The sequence below is a fragment of the Acidimicrobiales bacterium genome (genome assembly GCA_035630295.1).
Classification (GTDB): domain Bacteria; phylum Actinomycetota; class Acidimicrobiia; order Acidimicrobiales; family Iamiaceae; genus Iamia.
Map to the genome: position 1 here is coordinate 170012 of DASQKY010000042.1, position 12728 is coordinate 182739.

At 73.2% G+C, this 12728-nt stretch carries 8 protein-coding genes; 3 read left to right on the forward strand and 5 right to left on the reverse strand.

Annotated features, from left to right (window positions below; all coding sequences use genetic code 11):
* Positions 1–80 precede the first annotated feature (80 nt).
* From VEW93_11120 to VEW93_11130, 3 genes are all read right to left on the reverse strand, one after another.
* Positions 81–2330, reverse strand: a complete 2250-nt coding sequence (locus VEW93_11120) for a (Fe-S)-binding protein (GenBank protein HYI62339.1) — start codon at positions 2328–2330, stop codon at positions 81–83.
* Positions 2331–2390: 60 nt separating this feature from the next.
* Positions 2391–2957, reverse strand: coding sequence for a winged helix-turn-helix domain-containing protein (locus VEW93_11125; GenBank protein HYI62340.1), 567 nt, complete (start codon positions 2955–2957; stop codon positions 2391–2393).
* An 87-nt stretch (positions 2958–3044) separates the two neighbouring features.
* The gene (locus tag VEW93_11130) at positions 3045–3470 is read right to left on the reverse strand and encodes a cyclic nucleotide-binding domain-containing protein (protein HYI62341.1); all 426 of its coding nucleotides are present in this window, start codon (positions 3468–3470) and stop codon (positions 3045–3047) included.
* 157 nt (positions 3471–3627) lie between these two features.
* Between VEW93_11130 and VEW93_11135 the strand changes: the two genes are divergently transcribed.
* The 3 genes from VEW93_11135 to nhaA all read left to right on the forward strand — a co-directional run bounded on the left by VEW93_11135 (position 3628) and on the right by nhaA (position 6705).
* Positions 3628–4896 (forward strand): ammonium transporter, encoded by a 1269-nt coding sequence (locus VEW93_11135; protein HYI62342.1) that lies wholly within the window; start codon positions 3628–3630, stop codon positions 4894–4896.
* Positions 4897–4924: 28 nt separating this feature from the next.
* Entirely contained in the window at positions 4925–5263 is a 339-nt protein-coding gene (locus VEW93_11140; GenBank protein ID HYI62343.1) for a P-II family nitrogen regulator, read from the forward strand.
* Between the two features lie 188 nt (positions 5264–5451).
* Complete coding sequence (gene nhaA, locus VEW93_11145; protein ID HYI62344.1) at positions 5452–6705, forward strand: Na+/H+ antiporter NhaA; 1254 nt, start codon at positions 5452–5454, stop codon at positions 6703–6705.
* 16 nt (positions 6706–6721) lie between these two features.
* Here the strand turns inward: nhaA and gpmA are convergent, their stop codons facing one another.
* Positions 6722–7486: a 2,3-diphosphoglycerate-dependent phosphoglycerate mutase gene (gene gpmA, locus VEW93_11150; GenBank protein ID HYI62345.1), complete on the reverse strand. Its 765-nt coding sequence runs from the start codon at positions 7484–7486 to the stop codon at positions 6722–6724.
* Between the two features lie 74 nt (positions 7487–7560).
* Entirely contained in the window at positions 7561–12525 is a 4965-nt protein-coding gene (locus VEW93_11155; protein HYI62346.1) for a PKD domain-containing protein, read from the reverse strand.
* Positions 12526–12728: the final 203 nt, after the last annotated feature.

Consider the following 12728-nt stretch of genomic DNA (forward strand, 5'->3'; position numbering starts at 1 on the left):
ACGCGCCGCCCAGACGGCCAGCAGAGTCGCTGGACCTCAGGTGCATCAGGCGCGGGCGCCCCGCGCCGAGGCGGTCGGGCTCAGGAGGTGGGAGCGGTGGTGGAGGGGGGCGCGGCGTGGACGGCGGCGGCGTCCAGGCGCTCACCGTTCTCCAGGGCCTCGACCAGGTGCAGGGCGATGTCGGCCACCTTGACCTCCTCGTCCTTACCGGCCCCCTTCACGCCGTCGTCGATCATGATGTAGCAGAACGGGCAGGCGGTCGCGACCCGGCTGGCCCCGGTCTCGATGAGCTCGGCGGAGCGGGCGTCGTTGACCTTGGTCCCGATGGTCTCCTCCATGAACATGCGGGCCCCACCGGCGCCGCAGCACATGCCCTTGGTGCCGTTGCGGGGCGCCTCGACCACCTCGACGCCGCCCAGGCGGCCGATGACCTGCCGGGGGGCCAGGTAGACGTCGTTGTGGCGGCCCAGGTAGCAGGAGTCGTGGTACACGATGCGGTCCTCCAGCCGGGCCCGGCTGAGGTCGAGCTGCCCGCTCTCGGTCAGGTCCTCCAGGAGCTGCGAGTGGTGCAGCACCTCGTAGTTCCCGCCCAGCTGCGGGTACTCGTTGAGCAGCGTGTTGAAGCAGTGCGGGCACTGGGTGATGATCTTCTTCACGCCCATGCCGTCGAGGGTCTCGATGTTCTGCATGGCCAGCATCTGGAAGATGTACTCGTTGCCCGAGCGGCGGGCCGGGTCGCCGGTGCAGTTCTCGGCCGGGCCCAGGATGGCGAAGTCGATGCCGGCCCGCTGGAGCAGCTTGGCCATGGCCTGGGTGACCTTCTGGTTCTTGTCGTCGAAGCTGCCGGCGCAGCCCACCCAGTACAGGTACTCGTGCTCCAGGGCCGAGGTGCCGTCCACGATGGGCACGTCGCCCAGCTTCTCGGTCCACTTGGCCCGCTCCGTCTGGCTCATGCCCCACGGGTTGCCGCTGTTCTCCATGCCCCGATAGGCGCTGCCCAGCTCGGTGGGGAAGTTCGACTCCATGAGCGACAGGTAGCGCCGCATGTCGAGGATCTTGTCCAGGATCTCGATGTTGACCGGGCAGATCTCGTCGCAGGCCTTGCAGGTGGTGCAGGCCCACACCTCCTCGGGGGTGATCCGCTCGAACAGCGAGTCGGCCCCGATGGTGATGTCGGAGTCCAGCCCGATGGGGGGCGAGACCTTGGGGTCGCCGGTGGCCGCCATGACCTCGCCGGTCTTGAGGACGATCTCCCGGGGGTCGAGGGGCTTGCCGGTGGCATGGGCCGGGCAGACGCTGGTGCACCGCCCGCACATGGTGCAGGAGTCGGTGTCGAGGAGCTGCTTCCAGGTGAAGTCGGAGACGACCGAGGCGCCGAAGCTCTCCATCTCCGTCTCCATCAGGTTGGGCATGGCCTTCATGGCCCCCTTGGGGCGCTCCTTGTCCCGCAGGTACATGTTCAGCGGCGAGGTGAACATGTGGCGCAGCATGGTCACCGGCAGGATGGCCAGGAACAGCACGAACGTGCCCACGTGGGCCAGCCACCAGATCTGGTGCCCGCCCGAGAGGGTGCCACTGCCCTCGATGAGGCCCGACAGCGGGTAGCCGATGACCGACCACCGCTCGAAGGCGGGCCGCCCGTCGAGGGCGATGCGCCACGCCTCGGCCCCGAAGCCGGTCACGGCCAGCGACAGCAGGGTGCCCAGGCCCAGGGCGTGCTCGGGCTTGGACTTGATGCGGATGCGGTACGGCCGCTGCACGTAGCGCCGCAGGATGGCCCAGGCCACCCCGGCGAAGAGGGCCAGGCCGGCCAGGTCGCCGACCAGGGAGTAAGCCTTGTACACGTCGCCGTGCAGGAACTTCATCGACTCGGGGACCTGGTGGTCGGCCTCGAGGATGAGCGTCACGGCCAGCAGGATCAGGAAGCTGAAGTAGATCAGCGAGTGCATGATCCCGGCCGCCGGGTCCCGCAGCAGGGTCTTCATGTAGACGCCGGCCCGGAAGTCGGCCATGCGCCGCTTCACGTTCTTGGCCGTGGTGGCCCGGTTGTCGGGGCCGCCCCGCTGCCAGTTCTTGGTGCGCTGGGCGAAGAGGATCGAGCCGGCCAGGATGGCCGCCGGGACGACCAGGTAGAAGGCCAGCTTCACCGCGCTGGGGACGTTGTGCCAGACCTCGCGGCGCACGGGGGAGTCGTCGTGCCACTGGGTCAGCAGGGGCAGGCCCCCGCCGACCACGGCGGCGGCGACGGCGACGCCGGCCCCGAGGCCGATCACGAGGTGGTGGGGGCGGATCCGCTTCGCCTGGGAGGAGGCGACCTCTGAAGTCTCCATGGTGCGGCTGACGCTACTTCCGACCCCGGGAAGCGGCCCACTCGTGGCGGCGTCCTGACGTCAGCTGCTGGCCCGGCCCTGGGCCGGGGCGCCGGCCTCCAGCAGGTAGCCCCGGCTCCGCACCGTGTGGATGGTCAGGTCGAGGGGGGCCAGGCGCCGCCGGAGCCGCAAGACGTGCACGTCGAGGGCGTTGCGCCCCGGCGCCCCCTCGGGCCAGCCGGCCCGGGCCAGGGCCTCCCGGGTGACCACCGTGCCCATCCTGGCCAGGAGGGCCTGGGCCAGCCGGTGCTCGACCGGGGGCAGCGCCACCCACCGGTCGCCGACGCGGACGAGGCCGTCGTCGTCGAGGACCGGCTCGCCGCCCTCGGCCCCGGCGCCCGCCCGGCCCGGGCCGGCCGAGGCCACCCGGTGGGCCAGCCAGCGGACGCGGGCTCGCAGGTCGGCCTCGGCCACGGGGATGCGGACCCAGTCCTCCAGCGCGTCGCCGGGCTCGGGGGCCGGGGTGCTGGGGTGGAGGAGCAGCACCCGGGGGTGGCCGGACTCCCGGAGGGCGGCGCGGGTCGACTCCTGCTCGGGCCAGCGGACGAGGGCGATCTCGGGACGCACGCCGGCGAGGTCATCGACCATGGCGCCGCACCGTACGCAGGCGACGTTTCGCTCCTGTTTCGCAGTTGTGAACGGGAGCCCGCCCCCCGGGCGGCGCGCCGTCGCCGCCTAGGAGAACAGCTTGGAGTCCAGCTCCCGCACCCGGCTGGCCAGGGCGGCCATCACCTTCCGGGACAGGCTGGGCACGTCCTCCAGCACCCCGGCGAACTGCCGGGCCCCCAGGACGAACACGGTCATGGGGCCGTCGGCCACCACCGTGGCCGTGCGGGGGCCGTGGTCGAGGAGGGCCAGCTCGCCGACGCAGTCGCCGGGGCCGAGGGTGGCGACCTTGCGGGTGCCCCGCTTCACCACCGCCTTGCCCTCGATGACCACGAAGCACTCCCGGCCGGCGTCGCCCTGGCTGACCAGCACGTGGCCGTCGTCGACGGTGAGCTCGTCGCCGGCCTTGGCGATCTTGCCCAGCTCCCGGCGCGAGCAGGCCGAGAACAGCGGCACGGAGGCGAGGTGGTCGAGGTAGGTCTCACGGCGGGCCATGGGCCGGGAGCATACGGCCGGGCCGGGCGCGGCGCTGGCGACGCCCCCCACACGTGTCACGCGGCCGTCAAGGCCGCGAAATGTTGGCGAAACAGTCCCTCCTTACGGTGCCCCGCCATCGGAGGCCCTCTGGGGCCCAGACGCGAAGGGTGAGTTGATGAGCGAGGAAGAGCTGCTCAGTGCAGCCGCAGTCGACGGCAACGTGGCGTGGGTGTTGATCTCTGCGGCCCTCGTGCTGTTCATGACCCCGGGCCTGGCCTTCTTCTACGGAGGCATGGACCGGTCCCGGAACGTCCTGAACATGCTGATGATGAACTTCTGGTGCCTGATCACCATCCCGATCCTCTGGGTGGTCGTCGGCTTCTCCCTGGCCCAGGGCGGGGACCCGCTGCTGGAGACGGGGGCCAACAACTTCATCGGCAACTTCGACTACTTCGGCCTGAAGGACATCGGGGTCAGCGAGGACGGGGGGGCGTTCCTCATCAGCATCGCCTTCCTCGGCATGTTCGCGGTGATCACCCCGGCCCTGATCTCGGGGGCGGTGGCCGACCGCATGAAGTTCGCGGCGTGGGCCATCTTCGCCCCGGTGTGGATGCTCCTGGTGTTCGTGCCCGTCTTCCGCTGGGTCTACGGCGGCTTCCTGGGCGACCGGGGCTCGCTGGACTTCGCCGGCGGAACCGCCATCCACGTCAACGCCGGCATCGCCGCCCTGGCCGCCGTGCTGGTGCTGGGCAAGCGCAAGGGCTGGCCCAGCGAGGGCCACCCGCCGCACTCCATGCCCCTGGTCATGATCGGCACCGGCATCCTGTGGTTCGGGTGGTTCGGGTTCAACGCCGGCTCCGCCCTGGCCGCCAACGGCACCGCCGTCCAGGCCTTCATGAACACCTTCCTGGCCGCGGCGGCCGCCGGCCTGGCCTGGGCCCTCATCGAGCGGCTCCGGGACGGGCACTTCACCAACCTGGGCGTGGCCTCGGGCATCGTGGCCGGCCTGGTGGCCATCACCCCCGGCGCCGGCTTCGTGGCCGGCATGTCGCCCATCTACATCGGCCTCATCGCCGGGGCCATCTGCTGCTTCGCCGTCGGCCTCAAGACCAAGGCCGGCTACGACGACGCCCTCGACGTGGTGGGCGTGCACTTCGTCGGCGGCCTGGTGGGCTCGCTCCTGATCGGCCTGTTCTCCGACCCCGAGTTCTTCGGCACCGAGGTGAAGGCCGGGCTGTTCAACGGCGGTGGCCTCGGGCTCCTCGGGGAGCAGGCCCTGGCCAACGGTGTGACCATCGTGTACTCGTTCATCGTGACGGCGGCCATCATGTACGCCCTCAAGGTCACCATCGGTGTCCGGGTCTCGGACGAGATCGAGGAGGCCGGCCTCGACCTGGCCGAGCACAGCGAGACCGCTTACCACGACAGCACCGCCAGCGCCTGAGCACCCGACCGACAGAGGAGACACAGCCATGAAGATCGTCACGGCCATCGTCAAGCCGTTCAAGCTCGACGACGTCAAGAGCGCCCTCAAGGATGCCGGCGTCGTCGGCATCACCGTCACGGAGGTGAAGGGCTTCGGCCGCCAGGGCGGCCACACCGAGACCTACCGGGGCACCGAGTACAAGATCGACTTCGTCCCCAAGGTCAAGCTGGAGGTCGTCATCGACGACGCCGAGGTCGACCGGGTCGTCCAGGCCGTGGTGGCCGCGGCGGCCACGGGCAAGATCGGCGACGGGAAGGTGTGGGTCACGCCCGTCGAGAGCATCGTGCGCATCCGCACCGGGGAACAGGGCAGCGACGCCCTCTAGGCGCCCCGGTCCTCCCCGCCACGACGCCCCCGGGTCCGCCCGGGGGCGTCGTCGCGCCCGCCCCCCGGTCGCACCGGCCCGCACCGTCCGGCGCCCGCTGGCCCGCCCGTCCGCCGGTGGCGGGTACCCTGGCCGTGGCGTGCCGGGAAGTCTGGTCGGCGACCTGATCGTCGACCCCGAGGACGCCCGTGCCCCACCGCCCGACCCCCTCCCGGCCCGCTGCCCCGGTCCGCCTGGCCCAGACCGTGTGGGCACCGGTGCGGCGCTTCCTGCAGGTCGAGGCGGCCGGCGGGGCGGTGCTGGCCGCCGCCGTCGTGGTCGCCCTGGTGTGGGCCAGCTCGCCGTGGTCGTCGTCCTACGAGCGGCTCTGGACCACCGAGCTGGCCCTCGGCGTCGGCGGCCACAGCATCGGGACCGACCTGCGGCACTGGCTGGACGACGGGCTGATGACCCTGTTCTTCTTCGTGATCGGCCTGGAGATCCGGCGCGAGCTCACCGACGGGCACCTGGCGTCGGTCCGGGCCGCAGCGGTGCCGGCGCTGGGGGCGGTGGGCGGCATGGTCGTCCCCGCCCTGGCCTACCTGGCCGTCAACGCCGGGGGCGAGGGCGCCCACGGCTGGGGCATCCCCATGGCCACCGACGTGGCCTTCGCCGTCGGGGTGCTGGCCCTGCTCGGGTCCCGGGCGCCGACCGAGCTCAAGGTCCTGCTGCTCGCGCTGGCCATCGTCGACGACATCGGCGCCGTGGTGGTGATCGCCGCCTTCTACTCCGAGGGGCTCGATCTGCGCTGGGCGCTGGTCGCCCTGGCCGGGCTGGGGGTGGTGGTGGCCGCTCGGGTCGCCGGCCTCCGCATCGTCCCCGCCTACGTGGTCCTGGGCACCGTGGTGTGGTTCGCGACGTGGCGCTCGGGCGTGCACGCCACCATCGCCGGGGTGGCCCTGGGCCTTCTCACCCCGGCCCGGCCCCAGGCCGGGCCGGACGGCGCCGAGGCCCCCTCGGTGGCCCAGCGGCTCCAGGACCGGCTGCACCCGTGGACCAGCTTCGTGGTCGTCCCCCTGTTCGCGCTGGCCAACGCCGGCATCGAGCTCTCGGCCGACGCCCTGGGGGACGCCGCCACCTCACCGGTGAGCCTCGGCGTGGTCGTGGGCCTGGTCCTGGGCAAGCCGGTGGGCGTGGTCGCCGCCGTCCTGCTGGCCACCCGGCTGGGCCTGGGCCACCTGCCGCCCGGCCTCTCGACCCGCCAGGTCGTCGGCCTGGGCACCCTGGCCGGCATCGGCTTCACCGTCTCGCTGTTCGTGGCCGGGCGCGCCTTCCCCGACCCGGTCCTGGCCGGCCAGGCCAAGGTGGGCATCCTGGCCGCCTCGCTCGTGGCCGCCGCCGTGGGCGCAGCCGTCCTGTGGACCGCCGGGCGATCGGAGGAGGCCGACCCCGCCGCGCCGTGACGCCGGCTCGGCTCGTTCAGGTGCGGGCCTGGGCCGCGACCGCGGCTGCGGCGGCGGCCACCGCGGCTTGGTCGCCGAGGCTGCGGCTGAGGGGGTCGCCGGGCTCGGCCGGGAGCATGGTGGCGGGGTCGAGGGCGTAGACGAGGGGGACACCGGTCGGGATGTTGAGCCCGGCGATGTCGTCGTCGCCGATGCCGTCGAGGTGCTTCACCAGGGCCCGGAGGCTGTTGCCGTGGGCCGCCACCAGCACCGTGCTCCCGGCGGCCAGGTCGGCGACGATGCCGTCGTACCAGTAGGGCAGCATGCGGGCCACCACGTCGGCCAGGCACTCGGCGGTGGGCAGCACGTCGGGCGGGAGGGCGGCGTAGCGGCGATCGGCGTTGGGGTCGTGCGGGTTGTCGGGGGCGATGGGCGGCGGCGAGACGTCGTAGCTGCGGCGCCACACGTGCACCTGCTCGGCGCCGTAGCGGGCCGCCGTCTCGGCCTTGTCGCGGCCGGTCAGGTCGCCGTAGTGGCGCTCGTTGAGGCGCCAGTGGCGCCGGACCGGCAGCCACGACAGGCCCATGGCCCCCAGAGCCAGCTCGGCGGTGCGGATGGCCCGGGTCTGCAGCGAGGTGTGGACCACGTCGAGGGCCAGGCCGGCCTCGGCCATCAGCCGGCCGGCCTCGACCGCCTCGGCCTCGCCCTTCTCCGACAGCGGGCAGTCCCACCACCCGGTGAAGAGGTTCTCGGCGTTCCAGGTGCTCTGGCCGTGGCGGACCAGGACGAGCGTGGCGGTCATGGCCGGCCAGCGTAGGAGAGCCCGGGGCCCGGCCCGGTCCCGCCCCCACACGGGACGGGACCGATCGGTCGTGTTCAGCTCGAGGAGCCGGGCTGGTCGAACCCCGCTGCGGCCAGGCGGATCTCGACCCGGCGGAGGTCGCGGGTGCTGTCCAGGACCCCGGCGAAGAAGGTCAGCCCGCCGGCGTCGGCCGGGCGGCCCAGGATGCGCTGGTAGGCGTCCCGGACCCGGCGGCGCTCGACCTCGTCGGTGTCGAGCAACAGGTTGGCCACGGTGCGCCGCCTGGTGCTCGCGTCGAGGCGTCCCTGCCAGTACGTGAGGGCGGCCGGCTCGGGGGCCCGGCCCAGGAGCAGCTCGTAGAGCAGGGCGACGTAGCCGCCGTTGGTGCCCCCGGCCCGCTGGTAGAGCTCACCGGAGGACAGGATGGCCAGCTCCAGGTCCAGGAGGGGCCGGCCGCCCTGGAGGCGGGGAACCCAGTAGGCCAGCGCCCCGGCATCGGCCGGGCGGCCCAGCCAGGCCTGGTAGCGCTGCTCCACGACCCAGCTCGTGCCCTCCGTGGAGAAGGCGATCAGGGTGGCGACGTCCTTGGGGGAGGCACCGTCGGCCAGGAGGCCGGACCAGTACGCCAGGCCCTCCGGGTCCGACTCCCGGCCCAGCAGCGACTCGTAGGTGTGGTCCACCGCGGCCTCGTCGGGGGTGAACCGGGGCAGGGAGGTGACGGTGACGGTGTCGGTGTCGGTGCGTCCCTGGCCGTCGTCCACGGTGAGCTCGAAGGTCAGGACGGCCGGGGTGTCGGGCATCGTGAAGGTGGGCTGCGCCGTGGTGGCCCCGGCCAGCGTCACCGCCGGCCCCGCCGTCTGGGTCCAGCTGTGGCCCAGGGTCGTCCCGTCGTCGGGATCGGCGGAGCCGGTCCCGTCCAGGGTGACCACCGTGCGCTCCACCGCGTCGGCGTCGTCCCCGGCACCGGCGGTCGGGGCGCCGTTGACCCGGATGGCCACGGTGTCGGTATCGGTTCCGCCCCGCCCGTCGGACACGGTGAGGGTGAAGGTCAAGGTGGTGGGGCCGTCGGGGGCGGTGAAGGTGGGCGAGGCGGTGGTGGCGCCGGTGGGAGTGACGGTGGGGGTGCCGCCGGTCTGGGCCCACGAGTAGCCGAGGACGTCGCCGACGTCGCCGTCGGTGGAGCCGGCGCCGGTGAGGGTGACGGTGTCACCCAGGTTCACCAGCCGGTCGGGGCCGGCGTCGGCGTTCGGGATGGAGTTCACCGTGACCTGCACGGTGTCGGTGTCGGTGCGGCCCTGGCCGTCGTCGACGGTCAGCTCGAAGGTGAGCGTGGCCGGCCCGGTCGGGGCGGTGAAGGTGGGCTGGGCGGTGGTCGCACCGCTCAGGGTGACGGCCGGACCGGTGGTCTGGACCCAGGAGTAGCCGAGGGTGGTGCCGCTGTCCGGGTCGGACGACCCGCGGCCGTCGAGGGTGACGGCGGCTCCGTCGTTGACGGCCTGGTCGGGCCCGGCGTCGGCCTCGGGCGGGCCGTTGACCCGGGTGGTCACGGTGTCGGTGTCGGTGCCGCCCCGCCCGTCGTCCACGGTGAGCTCGAAGGTGAGGGTGGCCGGCCCGGCCGGGGCGGTGAAGCTCGGCGTCACCGTGGTGGCCCCGGTGAGGGTCACGGCGGGCCCGGCGATCTGGACCCACGAGTAGCCGAGGACGTCGGTGACATCGGGGTCGGAGGAGCCGGCACCGCTCAGGTTCACGGTGTCACCGGTGTTGGCCAGCTGGTCACCCCCGGCCGCCGCCGTGGGTCGGCGGTTGATGGAGATCTCCACCGTGTCGGTGTCGGTGCGCCCCTCGCCGTCGGACATGGTGAGGCTGAAGGTCAGCGGGACGGCCGACGCCGGAGCGGTGAAGGTGGGCGAGGACGTGTCCGGCCCGATGAGGATGACCGTGGGCCCGGCCGTCTGGGTCCAGGCGTAGGTGAGGGTGTCCCCGGCGTCGGGGTCCGACGACCCGGTGCCGTCCAGGGTCACGGTCTCGCCCTGGACCGCCAGCTCGTCGGGACCGGCGTCGGCGTCGGGCGGGCCGTTGACCCGGGTGGTCACGGTGTCGGTGTCGGTGTCGGTGCCGCCCCGCCCGTCGTCCACGGTGAGCTCGAAGGTCAGGGTGGCCGGGCCCTCGGGGGCGGTGAAGCTCGGGGTGTCGGTGTTGGCGCCCGTGAGGGTCACAGCCGGGCCGGCCGTCTGGACCCACGAGTAGCCGAGGACGTCGAGGGGGTCGGGGTCGGACGACCCGGTGCCGTCCAGCTCGGCCAGGTCGTCCTTGTTGACCACCTGGTCGGGCCCGGCGTCGGCCTCGGGCGGCTCGTTGACGGTGATGGCCACGGTGTCGGTGTCGGTGCGCCCGTCGCCGTCGTCCACCGTGAGGGTGAAGGTGAGCGTGGTCGACGCCGCCGGGGCGGTGAAGGTGGGGCTGTCGGTGTCGGCCCCGGTGAGGGTCACGGTGGGGCTGCCGCCGGTCTGCACCCAGGAGTGGGCGAGGACGGTGCCGCTGTCCGGGTCGCTCGACCCGCTGCCGTCGAGGGTCACCGTGGACTCGGCCAGGACGGTCTGGTCGGGCCCGGCGTCGGCCTCGGGCGGGCCGTTGACGGTGATGGTCACGGTGTCGGTGTCGGTGTGGGGGCCGACCCCGTCGTCGTCGACGGTGAGGGTGAAGGTGAGGGTGGCCGGTCCGGCCGGGGCCTCGAAGGAGTGTGCGACGGTGTCGGCCCCGGTGAGGGTCACGGTGGGGCTGCCGCCGGTCTGGGCCCAGCTGTAGGTGAAGGGGTCGTCCTCGGGGTCGCTGGAGCCGGTGCCGTCCAGGTCGACCTCGTCACCGGCGTTGACCAGCTGGTCCTCGCCGGCGTCGGCCTGGGCCGCGGCGTTGGGCGGCGGGACCACGGCGATGGTGGTGGTGTAGGTGGTCTGGCCGCCGTCCTTGTCGGTGATGCGGCCCCGGATCACGTGGTCGCCCAGGGTGGACAGGTACGAGGCCGGCACCGTGGCCGAGGCCGAGGTCGAGCCGCCGGCGTAGGTCCCGTTCCCGACCTCGAAGTCGCTGTCGTCCTCGAAGTCGTAGGAGTGCCGGAGCCCGGCGGTGACGTCCGCGGCCGACGGGTCGGCCTGGCCGGCGAAGGACACCGTGCCGTCGCCGCCCAGGACGACGTCGCCGCCGTCGCCGAAGGTGGCCGTGGGGACGACGTTGGTGATGGTCAGGGTGGTGGCCGTCGAGGTGATGACGGCCGACCCCGCCGTGGCCCGGACGCGGACCGACGACGAGTCGGGCCCGTCGCCCAGCCCGATGCCGGCCAGGGTTGCGGCGCTGACGGTGGGGCTCTGGCCGGTGGCGTCGTCGTACTGGCCGTCGCCGTCGACGTCCCACTCGTAGGTGGCCCCGGACACGTCGGGCGTGGTCGAGCCGGCCAGGGTCACCGGCGAGCCCTCGGCGGCGGTGTAGGGCCCGCCGGCGCTGGCCGTGGCCGTGGTCAGCGAGAGGGACCAGCCGCCGGCGATCTGGCCGATGTCGCCGCCGGCGTCGTCGTAGACGTAGAGGCTCCAGGTGCCGTTGGGGCTGGTGCCGTCGAGGGTGGCCAGGGTCGTGCCCCAGGGCTCGGCCGGGGCCGGGGCCGGGAGGTTGTCGGGGATCTCGTCGTCGAACCGGGACGGCTTGTAGGGCCCGGTGGTGATGGGGGCGGACTGGCCGATGCCGCCTGCGGCCTCGTCGCTGAAGGTCAGGTTCACGTTGGAGGTCGGGCTGCTCCCACCGGGCCCGACATCGCCCATGAGGAGGGTGTCGGCCCCGTTGGGCGCCACCAGCACGACGTCGAGGTCGCGGATGAGGGTGTGCGACAGGCCGGTCAGCGTCACGTCGACGTCGGTCACCACCCCGCCGGCCCCGGCCACGACGATGTTCGACGGGTACGGGTACGAGGCCCCGAGGGTGGGGCCGCTGGCCGGGACGGTGATCGGGAAGGTGTTGGCCCGGGAGTCGTCGTCCTGGATGCGGATCTCACCCGTGGTCGGCGAGCCCAGGGTGGCGCCGCCGGTGGGGGAGCTGAGCGTGATGGGGACCAGCTCGTCGGTGCTCTCCTCCACGGCGTCCTGGGTGATGGGCACGTCGACGGTGCGGCTGGTCTGGCCGTCGGCGAAGGAGACGGTGGTGGCCACCGGGGTGTAGTCGGAGCCGGCGGTGGCCGAGCCGGCGCCGGTGGCGAAGGTGACGCCCACGGGGCCGTCGTCGCCGGTGACGCGGCTGATGGTCACGGTGGCCACGCCGCCGCCCTCGGTGCCGCGGTACTCGACCGCGCTCAGCTGGAGCTGGCCCGGGAAGGTGGAGACGCCGGTCTCGACGGTGAGGGTCCAGCCGCCGGCCAGGGTGCCGGCGTCGCCGTTGGCGTCGTCGGAGACGTACAGGTTCCAGGTGCCGTTGGGGTTGGTGCCGTTGAAGGAGGCGAAGGTGGTGCCGTAGGGGCCGGCGGGAGCCGGGGGGTCCCAGTCGTCGCCGGTGAAGCCCGTGGCGTTGTTGGTCGGCTTGTAGGTGCCGGAGCCGATGCCGCTGACGTTGTTCACGGCGGCGGGGACGGTGCCGGCGGCGGCGTCGTCGAAGGTCGGGGAGGTGTTGCTGATCGGCGCGTTGCTGCCGGCGTCGGAGACCACCACCACCGTCTGGCCGCCCGGGCCGACCAGGAGGACGTCGAGGTCGGTGCCAAGGGTGTGGCTGAGGTTGTTGAGCTTCACCGTCACCTTGGTGGTCACACCGGTCAACCCGCTGATGGTCACGGGCGACGGGTACAGGCTGGCGGGGCTGTGGTCGGGGGCCGCCGTCCCACCAGCCGGGATGGCCATGGACGTGGTGTTGCTGACGGTCTGGGTGGCGGCCCCGGCGGGCGCCGGCGGGACCCCCAGGACGAGCAGGGTGGCGGCCAGGGCCGCCAGGGTGGCGGCCGCGGTGGCCCGCAGCAGGTGCCCCGGACGCGACCTGGTGGGACGGACCTCGGTCCCCCGTTCCCGCATGTACTTCCTCCACATCCGCGCCGCAAGCGACAGGTGTCGCCCGACGAAAGGTACTGTGTCGGGGCGCCGTGGGCCCACGGGACGTCACGTCCAGTGAAGATCCCGCCGTGCACCCGTGCTGGCGCGACGCCCCCGTCATCGCCCGGGAGGGGCCTCGTCCCGTCACGCCCCTGAGGCACCGGCCGGTAGCGTCGACCGGACCG

Coding starts and splice junctions, on each gene's coding strand:
- VEW93_11120 (HYI62339.1), bottom strand. CDS start 2,330: ATGGAGACTTCAGAGGTCGCCTCCTCCCAGGCGAAGCGGATCCGCCCC.
- VEW93_11125 (HYI62340.1), bottom strand. CDS start 2,957: ATGGTCGATGACCTCGCCGGCGTGCGTCCCGAGATCGCCCTCGTCCGC.
- VEW93_11130 (HYI62341.1), bottom strand. CDS start 3,470: ATGGCCCGCCGTGAGACCTACCTCGACCACCTCGCCTCCGTGCCGCTG.
- VEW93_11135 (HYI62342.1), top strand. CDS start 3,628: ATGAGCGAGGAAGAGCTGCTCAGTGCAGCCGCAGTCGACGGCAACGTG.
- VEW93_11140 (HYI62343.1), top strand. CDS start 4,925: ATGAAGATCGTCACGGCCATCGTCAAGCCGTTCAAGCTCGACGACGTC.
- gpmA (HYI62345.1), bottom strand. CDS start 7,486: ATGACCGCCACGCTCGTCCTGGTCCGCCACGGCCAGAGCACCTGGAAC.
- VEW93_11155 (HYI62346.1), bottom strand. CDS start 12,525: ATGCGGGAACGGGGGACCGAGGTCCGTCCCACCAGGTCGCGTCCGGGG.